Below are 20,843 nucleotides of genomic sequence, written 5' to 3'. Positions count from 1 at the left end.
GGCGGCCTGAAAATCCGCTGACGCGGTGCTGAAGCAGGAGGTCAGCGCGGGGTTACCTTCGAAATCACCGTGCGCAGCTTGCCCGTGCGCCCGCGCGCGATCCGGGCGGTCAGCCGGACCTCCACCCTGACCTCCCCGCCGAACAGCGCGCCCAGCTCCCGCTCGATCATGGCGGGGGTGGATTCCCGGTGCGCCTCGGCGACGTTGACCCGGACCAGGACGTGATCGAGGCTCTCCTGGATGAGCACGTGCTCCAGCAGTCCGGGCAGGTGCTCGTAGACCGGGTTGATCGCCCGAGGGCTGAGCCGCCGGCCGGAGGGCAGCACGACGAAGTCGTCGACCCGCCCCTGCACCAGCTTCATGGTGGGAAACCCGCTGCCACACGAGCAGACCTCGTCACTGGGCACGCCCACATCACCGATCGCATACCGGAACAGCGGCATGGCGCGGTTGCTCAGCCCCGTGAGCAGGATCTCCCCTTCCTCGCCGGGCCCGCAGGGCCGCCCGTCCCGGACGAATTCCACGATCACGTTGTCGGCCGCGAGGTGGTAGCGGTGCCGCGGGCACTCATAGGCGATGTGATGGAACTCGAAGGCGCCGTAATCGTCGAAGCAGTCACACCGGAACCCCTCGCTGATCTGCCTGCGCAGCCCCTCGGTCAGCAGTTCGGAGTGCAGGTGGATGGCGCGCGGCCGGATGCGGGACAGCTCCGCCGGGGTGGCCGTGGCCAGGATCAGCTGCAGGATCGAGGGATAGGCCGTGATGAAGTGGGGCCGGACGCGCAGCAGGTCCGCCACGTAGCCGCGCGGATCCGCCTGGGTGAGATCGACGCGTTCCCGCCGCCCGAGGCCGAACCGCTCCCAGGGCAGCGGCGTGAGCCGCTCGTAGGCCGTGTACGCCACCCGGTGCCACGGCCGGTATCCGATGGCCGACAGGTGCCGGAAGGCGAAGGCGAAGTACCGGTTGTACGCCTCGCGCGAATGGTAGAACTTCATCACGGTCCCGGAGGAGCCGGAGGTGGCGTCCTCGAACGTGTTGGCCGGGGAGTAGCCCCGCGCCAGCGCCCGGGTGATTCCGTACCGCTGGAGTTCGGCCTTGGTCGTCGTGGGCAGCCTGGCCAGATCGGCGATCGACCCGATGTCGTCCGGGCGCACCCCGGCCGCCTCGAACTTGTCGCGGTAGAACCGGCTGCGGTTCCAGGCGTACTCGACCATGCGGCGCAGGGAGCGCTCCTGGCGGCTCCGCACCTGGTCCGGCGTCAGCCTCTCGTCGCGGAGCGCGCGGATCACGGCGGCGCCCTGCTGTATCGCGTCTCGCATCATGACATCCTCCGCAGCGGCCAGCCGACGCACCGGTTCAGGATCGGACTGCGCATGGCGAGCAGGCGTCCCCTCGGTTCCTGGCACACGCCGAACTGTTTCTTCGTCTCGTACGCCGAGGCGCCGAAGTGCACCCGGCGCACACGCAGCGCGATCGCGGTCCGCACACACGCGGCGACCAGCGCGTGGTAGGCGCTGGTCCCCTCGGTCAGCCGGTAGTCGCGGCCGATCCATTTGGCGGACAGGTCGTCGCCGTCCCGGAGCAGGGCGACACATCCGGCCAGCTCCCCGTGCCGGTAAGCGGCCAGGACGGTCAGATCGTCACCCAGCACAGCGGCGGCCTCCTGGAACAGACCGGGCACGAACCGGTGAATGCCGTGGTGACGCCGCACCACATCGCCCACCAAGCGATCCAGGCGCGGATCGTCCCGCTCGGCCAAGAGCCGCACGGTTATACCCTCGCCAAGGGAGCGCCGCTCGACCCGCCGGACCTCCTGCCGCCGCTTCCTGGGCAAACTCCCCAGGTACTCCTCGAACGAACTCCACGCCACGTCCATGCGCGTCTCCGGCTCCATGGCGAGCGCATGACACCTGTCCTGTCCACTCCAGGCCGGATGGCCGACGGGCAGGTGGTCGATGACGCTGAACGGGGCCCGCTCGCGCCGGGTCAGGGCGTGGAGCTCCCGGCACAGGGCGGCGAGCTCCGCGCCCTGCACCAGCAGCCCGGCCCGCGCCATCATGGGCACCCCCACATGCAGGTACGGCGTCCGCCGCAGCACCCACCCGAACCGCGCCTCCAGGGCGGGGTTCTGCAGCCGCTGCTCGAGCGTGCACGCCGCCGCGGCCACCAGCCGTCCCTGACGACGCAGCAGCAGATATCTGGGCCGGTGACCGGCCAGCACCCGCTCGGCCAGCCGCAGCCAACGATGCCCGGTGAAGTCGCCGGTCTCGCCAAGAGCGTCCCACTCGACGGGATCGACGGATGCGATCGTGTCCAGCACCTCAGTGGAGTACATGGCTCGCCACCGTGAAGCGCAACGTTCGCGCGACGGCCTCCGACGCGGCGTCGAGCGCGGCGACGCTGTCCCCGCGCAGAACCACCCAGCCCAGCTTGTCCGACACCTCGCCGTAGGGCCGCGCCTGCTGTCCGGGCCGCGCCAGGATCACCAACTCGGCCACACCCGGAAGCGCCCTGGCCCGCTCCACGCCGGAGACCGAGACGAGCCTCCCCGCCTGCTCGGCGGCCAGCACCTGCCACATGACCGGCCTCGGTTCGTGCGGTCTCAGCTCGAACGGCTCGCCGACTGCGGCCCGCACTGCCGCCCGGACCGGATCGACCCCGTGGCAGATCCGCGTCAGGTCGTCGATGCCGTTTCCCCCGGTGCGCACCCCAAGCTCGATCAGATACGGCTCACCGCCCGGCGTGATGACCAGGTCGAGGTTGAGCGGTCCGCGCCGGTAACCAAGCAGCCCGCACACCCGGTTCACCAGCCGCCGGCAGGCCCGTTCGACCTTGGGCGGCAGCCCGGTGGGCATGGCGTGCGCCGTGGTCAGCGTGAGCGGCGGCGGGCTCAGCGTGCGCCGGGTCATCGCCATGAACACCACCCGGCCGCCCTCGATAATGCACTCGCAGCCGCAGTGCGTACCGCGGATCTCCTCCTCGACCATGATCCCGCCGCCATAAGCGCGCTCCTTGGCCGCCTGCGCGGCCGCAGGGACCTGCTCGGGCGACTCGCATCTGGTCACGCCGCGACCGCCTTGCGCGTCCGCGGGCTTGACCACCAGCGGAAACCGCAGGCCGCGAGCCCTTGAAGCGATCTCGCGGGGGTCGTGGCCCTCGATCCACCGATAGGAGGAGACGCCCAGGCGGTCGAGCATGCCGCGCAACACCGTCTTGTCCACCGACGCGCGGACGGCCGTCTCCGACAGGTGCACGGGCAGCCCGAGGGCGCGGGTCAGCTGGAGCAGCGTCGGCAGGGCGATGTCGCTGCACGGCGCGATGACCCCGGCCAGGTCACCGCGCGAGGCGAGCGCGCGCAGGATCCCGTCGGCGTCCCGGGTGCTCAGCGGCAGGTACTCGTCCGCCACGGCGACGCCGGGCGCGGCGGCCGAGCGGTCCACGGCGATCGTCCGGTAGCCCATCTCGGCCGCGATCCGATACGTGGACAGCGCGCCGTCCGCCGCGCCGAGCACGACGAGGGCCTTCACGACGCCACGTGCCCACGCGCGAGCCACCGCTCGGCAATCCTGTCCAGCGGCAGCAGGAGCACGCCGACGGCCAGTGCCAGATGCACGGCCATGAAGATCACGGCCGCGGTGACGCTGGGCGGCCCGCCGAGGAAGACGATGATGTGCGAGGCCCAGCTCAGCTCGGACGGCCTGCCGTTCTGCCAGTCATAGGTCAGCCAGAACGTCAGGTCGTTGAGCCCGGAGATCACCACCAGGATGGCGGCGAACCCGGCCTTGAGCACCGCCGCGGTGCGCGCCCCCGCCATGCGGTAGGCCAAGAGCGCGAACAGCACCACGAACGTCACCGTCAGCAGCTGGAACTGGTAGATCGGCTGGAACGCCGCGTCCTGCTCGGCGGGCGAGACCGCGCCGTACGCCAGGATCCGCAGGACCAGCCCGGTGTCCAGGAAGCCCATGTAGACGATCGTGGCACCGACCAGCAGCCAGGGTGCGGCCCTCCATCGGGGCAGCACCGCCACCGTCACCACGGCGAGCACGAACGGGCTGAGCCTGAACGCCCAGTCCCCCAGGTCGCCCAGCGTCTGCTTCGGCGGCAGCACGATCATGATCAGGTAGACCAGGGCCGCCGCCGGGACCCCCGGAACCAGCCAGAGCCAGTTCTTCATACCCCGGCCTCCTTCCGCACCCAGAAGGGGCCGAGCGCGAGCGCGTCGACGTCGGTCTTGCGGAAGCAGGCGACCGCGTCCTCCGGCGTGCACACGATGGGCTCGTCGTTGTCGTTGAAGGAGGTGTTCATCAGCATCGGCACGCCGGTCAGCTCCGCGAACCTCTCGATGAGCCGGTGATAGAGCGGGTTGTCGTCCCGGCTCACCGTCTGCACCCGGGCGGTGCCGTCCACGTGCGTGATCGCGGGCACCCGATCGCGCTGGTGCTCCAGCACGTCGGAGACCAGCAGCATGACCGGCGACGGGTGGTCGCCCTCGAAGTACTCCCCCGCGCGCTCCGCCAGGCACGACGGCGCGAACGGCCGGAACGCCTCGCGGTGCTTGACCTTCTCGTTCATCCGGGTCTTGGCCTCCGGATCCCGGGGATCGGCGAGCAGCGACCTGTTGCCCAGGGCGCGCGGGCCGCACTCCATCCGGCCCTGGAACCAGCCCACGATCAGGCCGTCGGCGAGCGCCGCCGCGGTGTGCGCGGCGATGTCGTCCATCCGCTGGTACGGCACCCCGGCGTCGGCCAGCGCCCGTTCCATCCGGTCCTCGCCGAATTCCGGGCCCGTGTAGATGAAGCCCTCGGTCGGCCGGGGGCGGCCGTAGCGGCCCACCGACACCTCCAGGGCCGCGCCGAGCGCCGACCCGTCGTCGGCCGCCGCCGGTTGGGCGAAGAACTCCTCGAACGGCGTCTCCCGCAGGATCCGGCCGTTCATGACCGAGTTCAGCGCCACGCCGCCGGCCACGGCCAGCCGGGGCAGCCCGGTCCGCCCGTGCAGCCACCTGGCCAGGTGCAGGCCCGCGCGTTCCAGCGTCGCCTGCAACGCGTAGGCGATGTCCATGTAGTGCTGCGAGATCGGGTTGTCCCTGGTGACCTTCGTCCGGGGCCGCGGCGGGCCGAAGGTGTCGAGGAACTTCCGCGAGACCAGGTGCCGGCCGTTGACGTGATGCCGGAACCAGCTCAGGTTCAGCTCGAACCCGCCGTCGGGGTCCAGGTGGACGAGGTCGGCGAACTGGTCGACGTAGGCGCCGGAGCCGAAGGGGGCCAGGCCCATCACCTTGCCCTCGTCCACGGTGGGGTGGAAACCGAGGTAGCCGGTGATGATCGCGTACATGGCGCCCAGGGAGTGCGGGTACTTGACGCGCCGCAGGTCGGAGATCTTGTCGCCGTGCGCGACGGCCAGGCAGGTGCTCGTGCCGTCGCTGCCGACGCCGTCCATGGTGAGGACGGCGGCGGAGTCGAACGGGGAGACGTAGAAGGCGCTGGCCGCGTGCGCGCGGTGATGGTCGATCAGATGCACCTTGAACCGGGTCGGTCCGGTGTGCCCGACGGCGTCCCTGATCTCCTGGCCGATCGTGTAGGTGCGTTTGACATGCGCGAGCACCGCCCCGCCGACGTGGAAGTCGTCCACGCCGCCAGATCCCCCGCCGTGCCGCCAGGTCTCCCGCCAGCCGGCCGAGCGCACGCCTCCCTCGCGCCTGTTGCGGAACACCTCCAGGGTGCCGGGGAAGTAGCGGGCGAACACCCTGGCCGCGTGCGCGACCTCGGGCCAGCGCTGCCAGTAGAAGGCGACGTGGTCCACCTCGGCCAGGGTGATGCCCGCCTGGTCGAGGCAGGAGTTGATCGCCCCGCCGGGGAAGCGGCCGTCGTGCTTGACGCGGCTGAACCGTTCCTCCTCCGCGAACGCGACGATCTCGCCGTCGCGCACCAGCGCGGCCGCCGAGTCGTGGACCCGGGATATGCCAAGGACGTACATCTCAGTGCTCCGTACTGTCAGTGCGTTGGGTTCGCAGTGTTCGCCGCAGGACGCCCGCCCGGGCCGCGATGGCGAGGGCCAGGGCCGTCAGGCCGCCCACCGCCCCGAGCGCGGGCGCCAGCGCGGCCGCCAGGAGGCCGGCGGCGAGCACGCCGATCAGCGCGGTCGTGGAGGTGCGGGCCGCGGCCCGGTCGGTGGTGTTCTCCAGCAGGTGCACGGCGTATCTCACGATGAGGAACAGGGCCAGTACGAGCAGCGCGAGCGCGCCGAGCGCCACCAGGCGGCCGACTCCGGTCAGCAGCGGTTCGCGGGTGCCCGGCACGAGCAGCAGGACTGACCAGAGCACGGCGAAGGCGAGACCGAGGCGCTCGCCGAGGCGCAGCAACGCGGCGGCGCGCGCGTCGCCCTCGGCGCGGCCGGTGCCCCGCAGCCGGGCGGACGTGCCGGGCTGGGCCATCCGCAGCAAGTAGTTGGCCAGCTGGGCGATCGCGGTCGCGGGCAGCAGGACCAGGTAGAGGGTTCCGCTCTCGGCGATCTGCCCGGACACGGCCAGGGCCAGGTAGATCAGGGAGAAGGAGAGCGTGTCCAGCACCTCCGAACCGCCGAGCAGCACCGTCGTGTGGGCCAGGCGGCGGACGAGCCCGCGTCGCCGCAGTCTGCGCTCGGGCCGTGTCACGGCCTTCGGTAGTGTCGCCAGCGTCCATGCCGTGACCAGGGCGCACCCGGCGGCCAGCGTCGTCAGGTGGAACTGCGGCGCCCAGCCGGCCAGCCAGGTGACGGCGGTGGCCGCGAGCACCGCGACGCCGTTGGCCGCGAACGCCAGCGCGTCAGCGGCAGGGCTGCCGTACAGGCGGTGCAGGCCGCACAGGGTCATGAGCAGGCCGGTGCAGGCGAGCCAGGCCGCCGCGGCGAGGTACGCCGCCGCCTCCGAGGCGGGGGCCAGCGCCATGACCGGCACCAGGACGGCCAGCAGGACGGCCACCGGAGCGGCGGACAAGGCGACGGTGATCCTGGCCAGTTCCGGCGCGAGCCGCCGGCACCGGGGCAGCGCCTTCAGGGCGGCCTTCTCCGGCGCGTTCACGACCAGCGGCAGCCACATGGACAACCCGACCGTGCTGGCGTAAAGGCCGAAGGCGCCTGCGTCCCAGACCCCCGTCAGGGCGACCGGCATGAGCTGCACGCCGAGCCGGAACGCCCCCCGGCCCGCGAGCAGGCGCAGGATCATGGCAGGCCGGGGGAAGGCGACGGTCACCTCGCTCATGGCCGCCGCGCGCTGGTTTCGGCGGGGCGGCACAGCAGGTCCTCGGCGGCGATCGGGATGCTCGCCTCGCGGACGTAGAAGAGCCTGGGTCTGGCCTGACCGGCCGCGATCGTCGCCTGGTGCCGTACCAGGAAGGCCAGCACGCCGAGGCTCACCGCCGCGAGCAGCAGCGACACCGTGGCCCCGGCCGGCTGGCCGAGCCCGCCCAGCGCCGCGCCGGCGGCGGCCAGCGCGGCCAGCCCTGCCCCGGCCAGGGCCAGGCCGGACGCCGCGCTCGTCAGCCGCCCGCTCCTGGTGACGAACAGACCGGCCGCGTGCGCGGCGAGCCGGCGCAGGGTCGCCTTCGGCGAACCGGTCAGGCGCTCGCGGTGGCGCACCGGGACGGTGACATACCTGCTGGTCAGCTTCGGCAGGGTGGCGAGGAAGTACGGCGTGCCCAGCTCGAGGTCGACGACCGCACGGGCGACCGGCGAGCGCACCAGCCGGAACGCGGTCGCTCCCGGCGGCAGCTCCACGTTCAGGACCCTGGCGGCCAGGAAGTGGAAGAGCGCGGTGCCGGACCTGCGGGTCCAGGAGTCCTTGCGCTCGGTCCTGACCCCGAACACCGCGTCCTGGCCGGGAGAGGCGTCGATCAGCCGGAGCGCCTCGGCCGCGGGGAACTGCTGGTCGGCGTCGAGATGCAGGATCCACGGGCGGCCCGCGTACCGGTAGCCGGCCGAGAACGCCGCCTCGAAGCCGAAGTTCCTGGTGAAGGAGATGTACCGCACGCGGGGATCGGTTCCGGCGAGCGATTTGATCGCTTCGAGGGTGCCGTCGTCGCTGCCGTCGTCGACGAAGAGGATCTCCAGGTCCAGGTGCCCCAGGTCGGCCACGATCTCGGCGTGCACCCGGGCGATGGCCTCGACTTCGTTGAAACAGGGGATGACCACTGATAATCCGGCTTCTGCCGGTCCGGTGTTCGCCACGGCCACTCCCCCAGGGTCCTTTTCGGCAGCGTATCCACGGGTTCTGGGCGTTCACAGGTCCACTTCGGCGGCGGATGATCGGCTTGGTGGACCACTCAGGCGCAGGCTTGGCGGCGGAAGCGGGGGCGGATCCGGTTGCCGTACATCGCGAGCGCGGAGGCGATCGCCATGTGCATGTCGAGGTAGGTGTAGGTGCCGAGACGCCCGCCGAACAGCACGTCCTTCTCGGCGCGGGCGAGTTCCCGGTAGCGCGCCAGCCGGGCGCGGTCGGCGGGAGTGCCGATGGGGTAGTACGGCTCGTCTCCCGGGCCCGCGAAGCGGGAGTACTCGCGCGCGATGACGGTGCGGTCGCCGGGATAGTCGCGCTCGGGGTGGAAGTGGCGGAACTCGTGGACCCGGGTGTAGGGCACGTGCTCGTCGGCGTAGTTCATCACCGACGTGCCCTGGAAGTCGCCCTGGGGCATGACCTCGAACTCGAAGTCCAGGGTCCGCCAGCCCAGCGCCCCCTCGGCGCGGCCGAAGTAGCCGTCCAGCGGTCCGGTGTAGACGACGGGAACGTTCCCGGCCGCGCCCAGCTCGGCGAAGTCGGTGCCCAGCCGGACCTCGATCAGCGGGTGGTCGGCCATGCGCTCCAGCCATGCCGTGTAGCCGTCGACCGGCAGCCCCTGGTACCGGTCGGCGAAGTAGCGGTCGTCGAAGGTATAGCGCATCGGCAGCCGCGTGATGATCTCCGCGGGCAGGTCCCTGGGGTCGGTCTGCCACTGCTTGGCGGTGTAGCCGCGGATGAACGCCTCGTACAGCGGCCGCCCGACCAGCGATATCGCCTTCTCCTCCAGATTGGCCGGCTGGGCGACCTCGCCCGCCTGCGCGGCGATCATCGCCCTCGCCTCGCCGGGCGACATGGCCCGGCCGAAGTAGGCGCAGATCGTGGCCAGGTTGATCGGCATGGGATAGACCCGGTCCCCCGCGATCGTGAAGACCCGGTGGCGGTAGTCGGTGAATGCCGTGAACCGGTTGACGTAGTTCCAGACCCGCTCGTTGGAGGTGTGGAACAAGTGCGCCCCGTAGCGGTGGACCTCGATGCCGGTCGAAGGCTCGATCTCGCTGTAGGCATTGCCCCCGATATGGCCCCTGCGCTCGACGACGAGCACCCGCAGCCCCAGGTCCCGGGCACACCGCTCCGCCACGGTCAGCCCGAACAGCCCCGCCCCCGCGACCACAAGATCAATATCCATCGCGTTTCAACGTAATGCCCGCACCAGCGCCAGCCGAGGTCCACTTCGCACCGGACCACCATTCAGGTCGCGAGCGCGTGGTCCGCGGGACGGGTCTTGACGCCCTTGATCAAGAGGTAGGCGAGCATGGAGACCTCGCTGACGGTCGCCACCACGACGACGAGCGGGTTGACCACGCCGGCGAGTTCGGGGGCGAGGAACTGCAGGGCCACGTCGAGCAGGTAGAAGCCGGTCGCGACCATCAGCGTGACGCCGAGCGGACGGGGGAACATGCCGGACCGGTAGACGAGGAGGCCCAGGGGGAACAGCCACAGGCCGAAGAAGATCTGGGCGATGAGGTAGCCGGAGTGCTGGAGGTCGAACAGGAGCAGCACCAGCGCGGGCGAGCCTTCGGGGCCGAAGGCGCCGGCGTAGGAGGGATCGGTGGCGACGAGCAGGCCGCCCAGCTGGTGGAGCATGTTCAGGCAGATGACGGCGACCGCGACCACCACGAAGATGACCATGGCGTGGGCCACGCTCTTGTTCACGTGCCGCAGCAGCCGGTAGAGGGACATGACGACGAGCAGGAGGAATGTCGCCTGCGTCAGGTCGGCCACGAAGCTCATCCGGACCAGCGAGGCGTTCGCCACGACGTTCGCGACGGTGGTGGCGGCATCGCCCGGCGCGAAGACATCGAGTCGCACGACCTGGGCGAAGCCGCCGAGGATGGCGACGATGAGGTAGAAGACTCCTGCGGCTCTGGCGAGCCGCTTCGGTGAGTCCATGAGGTGCTCCTTCGGTCCTTTGGATGTGGTCAGACCGTGACAGAGCCGAGTTGAGTCCTGGTGGAAGGCCGGTATAGCCGTGGTTGTGGGAGGATCGATCCCTGAGCGCGGGAGCGGCCCGGTGGTGCGGATCGGTCTTTTCGGTGGGGTCACTGCCACCGTCGGTGGGGAGACGGTGGACGTCGGTCCGGCGAAGTGCCAGACCGTGCTCGCGGTGCTCGCCCTGTCCGCCGGGTCCGTCGTTCCGGTGCCGCGGCTGGTGGAGCTGGTGTGGGGCGACGACCCACCGCGTACGGCGGAAAAGACCGTGCAGTCCTATGTCGTCCGTCTCCGCAAGGCCCTGGGCCCCGACTCGATCGTCCGGACCGGCGCGGGCTACCGCCTGGCCGTGGCGGCCGACGCGGTCGACGTGGCCCGCTTCCGGCGGCGGCTCGACGTGGGCGACGTCCAGGCGGCGCTGGCCGAGTGGACCGGAACTCCCCTTGCCGGGCTCGACGCGCACGCCCTCACGCCGATGGTGGACGGGCTGGTGGAGCAGTGGCTGGGCGCGGTGGAAGCCGATCTCGAGCGTCGCGTCGGGACGGATGTCCAGGCGGCCGTCGGCCCGCTGACGGAGCTCACCGCGTGCCATCCGCTGCGCGAGGGGTTGTGGGCGCTGCTGATGACCGCCCTGTACCGGGTCGGACGGCAGGCTGACGCGCTCGCGGCGTACCAGAAGGCCCGCCGCCACCTCGTGGAGGAGCTCGGGATAGAACCCGGCCCACGCCTGCGCGACCTGGAGTCCCTGATTCTCGGCCATGATGAGCGGCTGCGCGGGTCAGGACACCGCGTCCTCCCGCTCGGCGACGGCGCCGGGAACCTCCCGGTCCGGCTGGGCCGGCTCATCGGCCGTGATGAGGATCTCGGCGTCGTCGCCGGCGTTCTCGCGGAGTCCCCCGTCGTGACGCTGGTAGGACCGGGCGGGATAGGCAAGACCCGGCTGGCCCTGGCGGCGGCGCAGATGTCCGGCGCGGCGGCCTGGCTCGTGGAACTGGCCGACATCGCCTCGCCGGGCGACGTGCCCCGCGTCGTGGCCGACACCCTGGAGGTCGAGGAGAGCTCGGGGCGCACCCTGACCCAGTCGATCGTCGTGGCCCTGCGGTCACGTGCGGCGCTTCTCGTCCTGGACAACTGCGAACATGTCATCGACGGCGCGGCCGAGCTCGCCCACGCCGTCGCCGAGCGTTGCCCGAGCGTGCGGGTGCTCGCCACGTCCCGGGAGCCCCTCGGCATCGGCGGCGAGCAGCTCGTCGAGGTGGCGCCCCTGGACCCTGCCGGGCCGGGAGCCGAGCTGTTCAACGAGCGGGCCCGGGCGGTCTCGCTGACCTTCGACCCCCAGGCCCACCGGGACGACGTCGAGGAGATCTGCCGCCGCCTCGACGGCGTCCCGCTCGCCATCGAGCTGGCCGCCGCTCGCACGAGAAGTCTCGCGCCACCGGATCTCGTGGCCCGGCTCGGCGCTCCCCTCCGCCTCCTGACCGGCGGCAGGCGAACCAGCGCCGAACGCCACCGGACGCTGCGGGCCACCATCGACTGGTCCTACGACCTGCTCACGCGCCCCCAGCAGGTCCTCTTCCAGCGGCTCTCGATCTTCGCGGGGCCGTTCGATCTCGCGGCGGCCGGGAGCGTCGCCGCGGGTGCGGATATCGACGACCTGCTGGGGGATCTGGTCGACAAGTCGATGCTCGTCGCCGAGTCCGGCCCGTTCGGGCGGCGTTTCCGGCTGCTGGAGTCCATTCGTGAGCTGGCGGCCGAGCATCTGGCGGAGGAGGGCCAGACCGGCCTGATCGCCGAACGCCACGCGCGGTGGTGCCGCGACAGTGTCGCCGATATCCATCGGCTGCTCGTCGGCCCGGCCGAGATCGAAGGGGTGGCCCGCCTCGGGCAGTTGTGGCCGAACCTCCGTGCCGCCTTCGACCGGGCCTGTGCCGCCGGCGACCGCGAGGCGGCCGACGCGCTGGTCCGGCCTGTCGCGGCGGAGGTCAACCTGCGCAAGCAGAGCGAGATCAGCGACTGGGCCGAGCGGATCCTCGCCATCACGCCGGCGGACGACGAGGAGCAGATCGTCTACTGGCTCGCGTGGGCCGCGTATCGCGCCATGCAAAGCGGAGATCACGACGGGTATGAGCGTCTCGTCCGCCGGCACGGGCGGCCGGACCATCCGCTCATTCGGTACACGCGGGCGTACCTCTACGAGGACGGCGAAGCGCAGCGGGAGTCCGCCGCCGAGGCCGTGGCCTGGCTCCGGCGGATAGGCGAGGACCACGCGGCGGCGCTCACGGAGATCGCCGGGGTGGCGTCAGGGCTGCTGAGCGTCGGACGTTTCGAGGAACTGGACGGATTCGTCCCGGCCCTGGTGGATCGGTATCGCGTTCAGGGCCCGCCGACCTTCCTGTGCCTGAGCTTGGCCATGCTCGGCTACTCCGCCCTGCTCCAGGGCGACGCCGACCGGGCGGACCGGTTCTTCGACGAGTCGGCGAGCGTCGCCGTCCCCCATCGGACCGTCTCGGTGGGCAAACCCATGGAGGCACGATCCGCCTTCCGGCGCGGGGACCGGCCGGGGGCGTTCCGGATTCTCCGCTCGTACGTCGAAGAGTTGCTTGAGACCGACTACACCGACGTCGCCAGGATCGCCGCCGTGGAGTTCGTCAACATGATGGCGGCGATCGGACGCCTGCGGGACGCGGCACGCGTGCTGGACTACCTCGCGACCACCGGCGACTTCGGCGCCCTCGCGCTCCGGACCCTCGTCGCCGACGCCGCCGGCCAGATCGCCGCAGGTGTCGTACAGCCTGGACAGAAGTTCGATGCCCGGCAAGCGCTTGAGTACATGCGTGACGTTCTCGCGGCATTGCGATAGTCCTCGCGTATACGTAGACTCATACGTATGCCGAATAAGACGATCTATGTGTCCGAGGACGATCTGAAGCTCTTCCAGCGGGCTCAGGAGCTCTCCGGGGGGAATCTGTCTCAGGCGATCTCCACGGCGTTGCGGCGCTACATCGAGATGGAGGAAGGGCGCCAGGAGGGCTACGACGAGATCATCGTGCAGGTGGGGCAGGGGGTCGGGCGCAAGCAGCGGTTCTCCGGGGTGCTTCTCGGCGAGTGGGGGCGCACCACGGGGAGCCGGGTCGAGATGTTCCGCGTCTACCGGTCCCGGACGGGCAAGTATGTCCTGCACATAGACCGCTCTCCCGACTGGACGGACAGTGCGAGCGAGGGATCCGAGAACTGGCTGGAAGGGCTCTTCTCCCGAGGGGCGTGGAAGACCTATCTCGGCCTGGCCGACTCGAACTGGGGTTTCGTGCAGGGGGAAGCCACGCTCGAGGTGGTGGCGTCCTTCGAGGACCTGCGCGGGAAGGTTCCGGACGAGTTCTACGACCTGATCGCCGATGTGGCCACGCGTCCCGCCGTGGAGGACCTCGACATTTAATAGCTGAACGACAATGGGGTCGTTCGGCCGGCGTACGCCAAAGGAGAAGTTATGCCGATAGAGCCGCGGGTGCGTATCTCCGATGACGATCGGGACAGGACCGTTCAGCGACTTCAGCGGGCGTTCGCGGCGGGCCTGATCACCCGTGAGGAGATGGACGACCGGCTCGAGCTGGCTTTCACGGCCAGGTCCCACGGCGATCTGGCCCCGGCGGTCGCCGACCTGCCCGACGAGCCCGTGGACGAGGTGGTCGAGCTGAATTCCACGAGCGGGCGCGTCAAGCGCGCGGGTGACTGGCTGGTCCCGCGACGGCTGCGGATCATCTCCGGGTACGGCGGCGCGAACCTCGACCTCTCCCAGACCGTGATCGACCACCCGGAGATCGAGATCGACCTCCAGCTCGCGTACGGCTCCGCGACGATCATCCTCCCATCCGGCGCGACCGCGAACGCCGACGCCGTGGTGACCAACTGGGGCAACACCACCTGCAAGGTGCCGGGACGTCCCACCCCCGGCAAGCTCCACGTCCGGGTCACCGGCCAGCTGGGCTACGGCCACGTGAAGATCCGCTACGCGCGCAAACCCTTCAACTAACCCTTCATAACCACAAACCGGACGATCAGCCGACCGTCCGCCATGTCGTCATGCCCTCAACCGAAGGAAACGCTCATGCCCCCCGCCATCATGGCCGAAGGCCTGGTCAAGAAGTACGGCGACGTGGTCGCCCTCGACGGGATGAACCTGTCGGTCCCCGAGGGCACGGTGTTCGGCCTGCTCGGCCCCAACGGCGCCGGCAAGACCACGACCGTGCGAATCCTGACCACCCTTCTCAAACCCGACGCCGGCCATGCCACCGTCGCCGGCTTCGACGTCGTCGCCGACGCGCACCGCCTGCGCTCCCGCATCGGCGCCTCCGGCCAGTTCGCCGCCGTCGACGACCACCTCACCGGCGCCGAGAACCTGGAGATGGTCGGACGCCTCTACCACCTCGGCACCAAACCCAGCAGACAACGCGCCCGCGAACTACTCGAACGCTTCGACCTGACCGAGGCCGCCGACCGCCCGGTGCAGGGCTACTCCGGCGGCATGCGCCGCCGCCTCGACCTCGCCGCGGCCCTGGTCGCCAACCCGCCGGTGCTGTTCCTCGACGAGCCCACCACCGGCCTGGACCCGAGAGCGCGCGCCGGCCTGTGGGACACCATCTCCGAACTCGTCGCCACCGGCACGACGGTGCTGCTCACCACCCAGTACATGGAGGAGGCCGACCGCCTCGCCGACCGGATCGCGGTGGTCGACCACGGCCACGTGATCGCGCTCGGCACCGCCGACGAGCTCAAGGACCAGATCGGCGGCGACCGGATCGAGCTGACCGTGACGAACCCGGCGGACCTGGAGACGGTACGGCGGACGCTGGCGCCCCTGGCCGTCGGAGACATGCGGACCGATGCCACCACACTCCAGGTGACGATCCCGGTGACCAGCGGCGCCGCATCCCTCACCACCGCCCTGAGCACACTGACCGCCGAACGCGTCACCATCCGCGACGCCGGCCTGCGGCGACCGACCCTGGACGAGGTGTTCCTGACCCTCACCGGGCGCCAGGCAACCGGCAACCCGAAGGAGCACAGCCGATGAACACCCTCCAGATGGCGATCGCCGACACCGTGACGATCACCAAGCGCAACGCATTGAAGATCAAGCGTGCCCCCGACCTGCTCGGCGGCGCGGTCATCCTCCCGATCGTGTTCGTGCTGCTGTTCGCCTACATCTTCGGCAGCATGATCGAGGTGCCCGGCGTCTCCTACCGCGAGTACATGGTCCCCGGAGTCTTCGTCGTGGCGATCGTCTCCGGCGCGCAGATCACCGGCTACACCCTGACCCTGGACCTGCGGAAAGGCATCTTCGACCGGTTCCGCACCCTGCCGATGTCGCCCTCGGCGGTGCTGACCGGCCAGACTCTCTGCGACGTGCTCATGAACCTCACCAGCATCGTCGTGATGGCCGTGGTGGGCCTGATCGTCGGCTGGCGGATCCACACGACACCGCTCGAGGCCGTCCTGGGCTTCCTGCTGCTGTTGCTCTTCGCCTACGCGTTCTCCTGGGTGACGGCGACGGTCGCGCTGGCCCTGCGCACGCCCGAGGTGTTCAACAACATCGCCACCCTGGTGTCGATGCCGCTGATGTTCCTGTCCAACGTCTTCGTCGACAGCGCCCGGCTGCCCGGCCCGCTGAAGACCGTCGCCGAGTGGAATCCCGTCTCCACGATCGTCCAGGCGGCGCGCGACCTGTTCGGCAACGCCATTCCCGCCACCGCCGTCTCGGGCGCCTGGCCGCTCCAGCACGCGGTGCTGGTGTCGCTGCTCTGGTGCGTGCTGATCCTGATCGTGTTCGTCCCCCTGGCCACCCGGCTGTACCAGAAGGCGGTCAGCCGCTGACCGCCACCTGCCACCTGCCTGGTGGTTTGACCAGGTCGCGACTCGTTCTCGAACTCCGAGGCGTCGGGCACGATCACCTCCACGAACAGAAATCTAGGCCGGCTGAGGTGCGCGGCTCTCGCCGCCGTCCTGACCCTCGGCGACCGGGTGGTGGATGTTCACGGCGGCTTCGGTGAGGGCTCGGGGGCTGTCCTCCACGGGAGGCAACTCGGGGCTGCCCGAATCGGCCGGCGTTGACACCTCCTCGGCCCGGGCGGGTTGCGTGGCCCGGTCGAAGAATCGCAGCATCTCGACCGGGAACGGCATGACCAGGGTGGAGTTCTTCTCAGCCGCGACCTCCACCACGGTCTGCAACAGCCGCAATTGCAGGGCTCCCGGCGTCTCGGACATGATCGCCGAGGCGTCGGCGAGCTTCTGCGCGGCCTGGAACTCGCCGTCCGCGGTGATCACCCGGGCGCGTCGTTCCCGCTCGGCCTCTGCCTGGCGCGACATCGAGCGCTTCATCGACTCCGGCAACTGGACATCCTTGATCTCCACCCGGTCGATGTGGATACCCCAGCCGAGCGCCGGGCTGTCGATCATGAGTTCCAGGCCCCGGTGCAGCTCCTCGCGGTTGGACAGCAGGTCGTCCAGCTCGCTCTTGCCGATGATCGAGCGCAGTGAGGTCTGCGCCACCTGGCCGATGGCGAACAGGTAGTTCTGCACATCGATCGTCGCCTTCAGCGGATCCTGGACCCGGAAGTAGACGACGGCGTCCACCTGAACCGAGACATTGTCGCGGGTGATGCCCTCCTGGGTGGGCACCGGCATCGTGACGATCTGGATGTTGACCTTCTGCAGCCGGTCCACCAGGGGGATGAGCAGGGCGAGTCCCGGCTCGAGCACTCGGCGGCGAACTCTTCCGAAGCGGAAGACCACGCCCCGTTCGATCTGGTTGACGACCCTGACCCCACCGAGCACGATCCACAGGGCGGGGATCGCGAGTAATCCGAGCGCAATATAGATGAACATGGGGGATCCCTTCCTTCTCGAAGCTAAGGCTCCTCGGCGGAACTTGCACGCGGGGAAGGCGTAGGGAAAACGTAAAGATCGAGGGTCGGGCGGGCGGCACCTACATGATCTTGATCGTGCCGGCTTCCACTGGGAGTCGGATCAGCTGGAGCCGGTACAGGACGGGCGAGCGTGGTTCCCCCGCCGCCGACGCCTAGAACGGCCAGGTGGCAGTGCGAGCCATCTCGATGTGCGGGATGGCGGCGAACCAGCCGCTGGAGACGTCGGTGATGATGTGCTCGTGGCCCGGGGTCGTGACGGCCTCGGCGGTCTCGACCGCGGAGTCGGGGTGGGTAAGGATCACAACGCGGTCGTGACCCTTGAGATGGTCGCACACGGCGTGCGCCGGGCTCGCGGCACCACCGATCGGGTGGAAACCTTCGATCGTCTCCGGCAGCGACCGCCCCGGCCGGACCGGCACGCGCGCGGTGACCGTACCGAACTCGACCAGATCGGCCGACGACGCACGCAGGGCGAGCGCCGCGCCGAAGACGGCGGCGACGTCGGCGTGCGTCAACGACGGAACGGCGGGGCCGGCCATCAGGTCAGATCGGTCGATCAGCACGAGGGTACGCCCCGGCAGGGCGGGGACGTTGGTCATCGACAGGTCGATGGCCTGGCGCAGAGCCCGGGACCAGCGGGACGCCGGTACCGACCGGATGGCCGCGTAGATCTCCAGCGGGGTCACTCCGGACCGGATCACCGAAGCCGGTTCCACGAATTCAGCCGCTACGCCGCGGGCGACCTCGTCGGATACCCCCGTCCGATCGAAGTCGGCCAGATGGGCGAGCCGATCCTGGTACGACATGGAGGGCAGGACCGCGACCCACGCCGGTCCCGTCATCTCGCCGAGCAGCCAGCGCTGGATCGTCCGCCAGGACATGGTGGTCAGGGCCAGCCTCTCGGCAGCTTCCGGCCGCTCCAGCAGCGTGGCGCGCCGGTGGGCGGGAATCCAGTAGAGCGTGCGCCGGGCGCGCAGCAGCGGCAACCCTTCCGGGACGCCCTCCACGAGGTTACGGCGCCGGTCGACCGCGTGGCCGAATACCATCGCCTGCTTGTCTCCAACGGGAGCCGGATGAGTCAGACCGAGCACGTCGGCGAAGCGCATCGCGGCTCCCGGGCTGTCGTAGACGGCCAGGGCGAGCTCGTCGTAGAGGCGGACGGTCGCGTCCGCCACGCCGCGTTTGATCGGTTTGGGGCTGGCCCGGCCGTACCGGCGGATCCAGTAGGCGAGCAGTTCGCCTGGCTCGTCGGCCCGCAGCAGGGCCCGGTCGACGGTCTTCCTCGCGCCGGTCGTCCCGGCCTCCAGCCGGGCGTGCACCAGTTCGGCGACGACGGCCAGCCGCAGCCGGCGGAGCGTCCCGTGGCGGGCCATCCATCCGGTCAGCCTGGCCAGCCAGGCGTCGTCGGTCATGGCCAGCCGGCGGACGAGATCGGCGAACCGGTCCGTGGGAATCCCGGCGTGGCCGACGGCAAGTGCCCGTGAGACGAGCAGGAAGATCTCCTTCCTGGTCGTTTCCACGCCGATGATCGCGCGCGTGCTCATGGACAGCTCAACTCCATTGGATCGAGGTGGGTCTTGGGGAAAGTGCCGCCCACACGCCGCGGGCGGCCCGGGGTTGTCCGCGCCTCGAATAATCGCTACGCGTTGCCTACACGTACGCCATGCCTGCGCAAAGCGCCGAGGAACGCTTTGTCGTCGGCGGGCGTGAATCCATAGCAGGTTCCCCGGTCGGTCTTGATCAGGAGAATGCGGTGGGCGGGACGGGTCGCGCACATGCGCACGCGGCCGACGCCCAGGCAGTGCATGCCGTACAGGGCGATTCCCGGCATGGCCAGTGCGGCGAAGAACCTGGGCGACAGCTGGACGCGGGTGACCGAGATGATGTCCGACAGTCGAACGCGGTACCGCAGCAGGGGACCGTATTGAGCGGTCAGCGTCGTCGCGGAGACCACATACCGCATCAGGGGAAAGCACAGTGTCAAGGCCATCAGGTAGGCCGCCACCGGGGTGAGGCAGAGGCCGATGAGGAATTCGTGGTCGGTGCCGGCGGCGAGATTGCTCGCGGCCGCGAATCCGACCAGCGCCGTCACGACGGACAGCGACACGTAACCGCGTGACGGGCGGGGGTGGAAGAACTCGGGAAGCATGGGAGACGACCTCCTCAGAACGCCACGGGCTCCGGCAGGTTCGGTGCCGGAGCCTTTGGATCAGCGGTTGCAGGGCTTTCTGCCGTGATTGGCTTTCTTCTTGCGGCGCGCGTGTTTCTTGCGGGAGCGCTTGGACATGCGGAACTCTCTAGAAGGGCCAGGCGCCGGTGCGCGCGGACTCGATGGCGGGGATCGCGGCGAACCAGCCGTCGTTGATCTGGCTGATGACGTGCTCGTGGCCGGGCGCCGTCACGGCCTGGACGGCCTCCACGGCCGCGCCGGGGTGAGTCAGCACGATGATCCGGTCATGGCCTTCGACATACGCCGGCACGGCTTGCGCCACGGTCTGGGCGCCACCGGTCGCGCTGAACCGGTCCACGGTCGCGAGCACCGAGGCGGCCGCGGTCACCGGCCTGGTGGCCGGCCCGAACTCCACCAGCTCGACGGAGGGCGAACGCAGCGCGAGCGCGGCGGCGAAGACGGCGGCGGCATCGGCTCGCGAGGCCATCGCCGCACTGCGGTCCACCAGGATGAGCGTGCGGCCCGACAGCGCGGGGACCTGCGCCAGCGAGTGGCTCAGCGCCTGCTCCAGCGCCCAGGACCAGCGCGAGGCCGGGACGGAACGGTAGGCGGCCAGAATCTCCACGGGCATCGCGCGGCCGCGCGCCACCGATCCCTCCTCGGCCAGTTCGGCGCAGGCCCAGTCGGCCACCTCACCGGCCAGACCGGCCGTCTCGAAGTCCCGGAGGTGGGCCAGCCGCTGCCGGTAACTCATCGACGGCAGGACCGTGGCCCACACCTTGTCGGTCATCTCGCCGTTCAGCCAGGCGCTCATCTGCTGCCAGGTCATCGCGGCCTTGGCGAGCATGTCCGCGGCGTCGAGACCGTCCAGCGTCCTGACGCGCTGCTCGGCCGGGAGGGCCTGCAGCTGGGCGCGGGCCCGCAGCGTGGTCAGTGCCTCGGGAACCGGATGCGAGCCGAGGCGCAGGCGCTGCGCCGCGTGCTGGAACACCTCACGCTGGGCCTGGCCGACCGGCTTGGCGTGCGTGAGGTCGATCACCTCGGAGAAGCGCATGGGGGCGTCCGCGGTGTCGTAGGTGGCCAGCGCGTGCTCGTCGTAGAGCCGTTCGGCCGCCTTGGCGACCCCGGCCTTGATCGGCTTGGGAATCGAGCGGCCGTACCGGTCGGCCGCGTAGGCGAGCAGTTCGCCCGGCTCGTCCGCGCGGACCAGGGCCTCGCTGATCAGCCGCCGGGTCTCGGTGGCTGAGCGGAGCGTGGCCTCCAGCCTGACATGCGCGGACCCCACGGTGATCGCGAGCCTGGTCCGGCGCAGTACGGGCTGCGCGCGTGTCCAGTCGGCGAGCCGCTGGAGCCAGTCGTCGTCAGCGAGCGCCAGTTCGTGTACCAGTGCGGCGAAGCGGTCGCCGGGATGTTGAGCCTCCTCGTCGGTCAGAGCGCGTGCGACCAGGAGGAACAATTCCTTCTTGGTGGCCTCCACGGCCCGGGGCCGCGAGGACTGGGGTGTGGTCATGGA

19 protein-coding genes are annotated in these 20,843 nt (G+C 70.3%); 5 read left to right on the top strand and 14 right to left on the bottom strand.

From position 1 onward, the window contains the following. Positions 1-41: 41 nt before the first annotated feature. The 9 genes from Aple_RS16740 to Aple_RS16700 form a co-directional block, all read right to left on the bottom strand. A complete protein-coding gene (locus Aple_RS16740) occupies positions 42-1,322 on the bottom strand; it encodes a phenylacetate--CoA ligase family protein (RefSeq protein ID WP_155345536.1) in 1,281 nt (426 codons plus the stop codon). Beyond that, the gene (locus Aple_RS16735) at positions 1,319-2,335 is read right to left on the bottom strand and encodes a GNAT family N-acetyltransferase (RefSeq protein ID WP_155345535.1); all 1,017 of its coding nucleotides are present in this window, start codon (positions 2,333-2,335) and stop codon (positions 1,319-1,321) included. The genes Aple_RS16740 and Aple_RS16735 overlap by 4 nt, the downstream gene beginning before the upstream one ends. Further along, a complete protein-coding gene (locus tag Aple_RS16730; protein WP_155345534.1) occupies positions 2,322-3,527 on the bottom strand; it encodes an ATP-grasp domain-containing protein in 1,206 nt (401 codons plus the stop codon). Before Aple_RS16730 ends, Aple_RS16735 begins: the two co-directional genes overlap by 14 nt. Continuing rightward, positions 3,524-4,174 carry a hypothetical protein gene (locus Aple_RS16725; protein WP_155345533.1) on the bottom strand — a complete coding sequence of 217 codons (651 nt, stop codon included), beginning with the start codon at positions 4,172-4,174 and terminating at the stop codon, positions 3,524-3,526. The genes Aple_RS16730 and Aple_RS16725 overlap by 4 nt, the downstream gene beginning before the upstream one ends. Further along, positions 4,171-5,976, bottom strand: a complete 1,806-nt coding sequence (locus Aple_RS16720; protein ID WP_155345532.1) for a carbamoyltransferase family protein — start codon at positions 5,974-5,976, stop codon at positions 4,171-4,173. The genes Aple_RS16725 and Aple_RS16720 overlap by 4 nt, the downstream gene beginning before the upstream one ends. A gap of 1 nt (position 5,977) precedes the next feature. Then, positions 5,978-7,270 carry a hypothetical protein gene (locus tag Aple_RS16715; protein ID WP_155345531.1) on the bottom strand — a complete coding sequence of 431 codons (1,293 nt, stop codon included), beginning with the start codon at positions 7,268-7,270 and terminating at the stop codon, positions 5,978-5,980. Further along, complete coding sequence (locus tag Aple_RS16710) at positions 7,234-8,202, bottom strand: glycosyltransferase family 2 protein (protein ID WP_155345530.1); 969 nt, start codon at positions 8,200-8,202, stop codon at positions 7,234-7,236. Before Aple_RS16710 ends, Aple_RS16715 begins: the two co-directional genes overlap by 37 nt. A 95-nt stretch (positions 8,203-8,297) precedes the next feature. Continuing rightward, positions 8,298-9,437, bottom strand: a complete 1,140-nt coding sequence (glf, locus tag Aple_RS16705) for a UDP-galactopyranose mutase (RefSeq protein ID WP_155345529.1) — start codon at positions 9,435-9,437, stop codon at positions 8,298-8,300. A 62-nt stretch (positions 9,438-9,499) separates the two neighbouring features. Then, positions 9,500-10,201 carry a DUF4386 domain-containing protein gene (locus tag Aple_RS16700; protein WP_155345528.1) on the bottom strand — a complete coding sequence of 234 codons (702 nt, stop codon included), beginning with the start codon at positions 10,199-10,201 and terminating at the stop codon, positions 9,500-9,502. 124 nt (positions 10,202-10,325) lie between these two features. On the opposite strand from Aple_RS16700, the gene Aple_RS16695 reads away from it, so the two are divergent. The 5 genes from Aple_RS16695 (at position 10,326) to Aple_RS16675 (ending at position 16,108) form a co-directional block, all read left to right on the top strand. Continuing rightward, positions 10,326-13,100: an ATP-binding protein gene (locus Aple_RS16695; RefSeq protein WP_218038363.1), complete on the top strand. Its 2,775-nt coding sequence runs from the start codon at positions 10,326-10,328 to the stop codon at positions 13,098-13,100. A 27-nt stretch (positions 13,101-13,127) separates the two neighbouring features. Further along, positions 13,128-13,673, top strand: coding sequence for an EXLDI protein (locus tag Aple_RS16690; RefSeq protein WP_155345526.1), 546 nt, complete (start codon positions 13,128-13,130; stop codon positions 13,671-13,673). Between the two features lie 51 nt (positions 13,674-13,724). Continuing rightward, positions 13,725-14,267 carry a DUF1707 SHOCT-like domain-containing protein gene (locus Aple_RS16685; protein ID WP_155345525.1) on the top strand — a complete coding sequence of 181 codons (543 nt, stop codon included), beginning with the start codon at positions 13,725-13,727 and terminating at the stop codon, positions 14,265-14,267. A gap of 75 nt (positions 14,268-14,342) precedes the next feature. Continuing rightward, on the top strand, positions 14,343-15,308 hold the full coding sequence (locus Aple_RS16680; RefSeq protein WP_155345524.1) for an ATP-binding cassette domain-containing protein: 966 nt from the start codon (positions 14,343-14,345) through the stop codon (positions 15,306-15,308). Further along, complete coding sequence (locus Aple_RS16675; RefSeq protein ID WP_155345523.1) at positions 15,305-16,108, top strand: ABC transporter permease; 804 nt, start codon at positions 15,305-15,307, stop codon at positions 16,106-16,108. The genes Aple_RS16680 and Aple_RS16675 overlap by 4 nt, the downstream gene beginning before the upstream one ends. Positions 16,109-16,201: 93 nt before the next feature. Here Aple_RS16675 and Aple_RS16670 read toward each other — a convergent pair whose 3' ends face one another. From Aple_RS16670 to Aple_RS52020, 5 genes are all read right to left on the bottom strand, one after another. Further along, positions 16,202-17,119, bottom strand: a complete 918-nt coding sequence (locus tag Aple_RS16670; protein WP_155345522.1) for a slipin family protein — start codon at positions 17,117-17,119, stop codon at positions 16,202-16,204. Between the two features lie 193 nt (positions 17,120-17,312). Then, entirely contained in the window at positions 17,313-18,704 is a 1,392-nt protein-coding gene (locus Aple_RS16665; RefSeq protein ID WP_155345521.1) for a TROVE domain-containing protein, read from the bottom strand. A gap of 95 nt (positions 18,705-18,799) precedes the next feature. Then, positions 18,800-19,309, bottom strand: a complete 510-nt coding sequence (locus Aple_RS16660) for a PH domain-containing protein (protein ID WP_155345520.1) — start codon at positions 19,307-19,309, stop codon at positions 18,800-18,802. Positions 19,310-19,369: 60 nt separating this feature from the next. After that, complete coding sequence (locus Aple_RS56260) at positions 19,370-19,447, bottom strand: 50S ribosomal protein bL37 (RefSeq protein ID WP_373869592.1); 78 nt, start codon at positions 19,445-19,447, stop codon at positions 19,370-19,372. 10 nt (positions 19,448-19,457) lie between these two features. Continuing rightward, the coding region (locus Aple_RS52020) for a hypothetical protein (protein WP_170321515.1) at positions 19,458-20,843 on the bottom strand (1,386 nt) is incomplete at its 5' end.

The sequence above is a fragment of the Acrocarpospora pleiomorpha genome (genome assembly GCF_009687885.1).
Lineage (GTDB): Bacteria > Actinomycetota > Actinomycetes > Streptosporangiales > Streptosporangiaceae > Acrocarpospora > Acrocarpospora pleiomorpha.
Note: the sequence above shows the minus strand (reverse complement) of the source record. Positions and strands in the feature narration are given on the sequence as shown.

Bases quoted from the DNA above. Each gene is read 5' to 3' on its own strand.
- Aple_RS16660 (WP_155345520.1), bottom strand. From the start codon at position 19,309: ATGCTTCCCGAGTTCTTCCACCCCCGCCCGTCACGCGGTTACGTGTCG.
- Aple_RS16720 (WP_155345532.1), bottom strand. From the start codon at position 5,976: ATGTACGTCCTTGGCATATCCCGGGTCCACGACTCGGCGGCCGCGCTG.
- Aple_RS16725 (WP_155345533.1), bottom strand. From the start codon at position 4,174: ATGAAGAACTGGCTCTGGCTGGTTCCGGGGGTCCCGGCGGCGGCCCTG.
- Aple_RS16685 (WP_155345525.1), top strand. From the start codon at position 13,725: ATGCCGATAGAGCCGCGGGTGCGTATCTCCGATGACGATCGGGACAGG.
- Aple_RS16675 (WP_155345523.1), top strand. From the start codon at position 15,305: ATGAACACCCTCCAGATGGCGATCGCCGACACCGTGACGATCACCAAG.
- Aple_RS16735 (WP_155345535.1), bottom strand. From the start codon at position 2,335: ATGTACTCCACTGAGGTGCTGGACACGATCGCATCCGTCGATCCCGTC.
- Aple_RS16690 (WP_155345526.1), top strand. From the start codon at position 13,128: ATGCCGAATAAGACGATCTATGTGTCCGAGGACGATCTGAAGCTCTTC.
- Aple_RS16670 (WP_155345522.1), bottom strand. From the start codon at position 17,119: ATGTTCATCTATATTGCGCTCGGATTACTCGCGATCCCCGCCCTGTGG.
- Aple_RS16680 (WP_155345524.1), top strand. From the start codon at position 14,343: ATGCCCCCCGCCATCATGGCCGAAGGCCTGGTCAAGAAGTACGGCGAC.
- glf (WP_155345529.1), bottom strand. From the start codon at position 9,437: ATGGATATTGATCTTGTGGTCGCGGGGGCGGGGCTGTTCGGGCTGACC.
- Aple_RS16665 (WP_155345521.1), bottom strand. From the start codon at position 18,704: ATGAGCACGCGCGCGATCATCGGCGTGGAAACGACCAGGAAGGAGATC.
- Aple_RS16700 (WP_155345528.1), bottom strand. From the start codon at position 10,201: ATGGACTCACCGAAGCGGCTCGCCAGAGCCGCAGGAGTCTTCTACCTC.
- Aple_RS16740 (WP_155345536.1), bottom strand. From the start codon at position 1,322: ATGATGCGAGACGCGATACAGCAGGGCGCCGCCGTGATCCGCGCGCTC.
- Aple_RS56260 (WP_373869592.1), bottom strand. From the start codon at position 19,447: ATGTCCAAGCGCTCCCGCAAGAAACACGCGCGCCGCAAGAAGAAAGCC.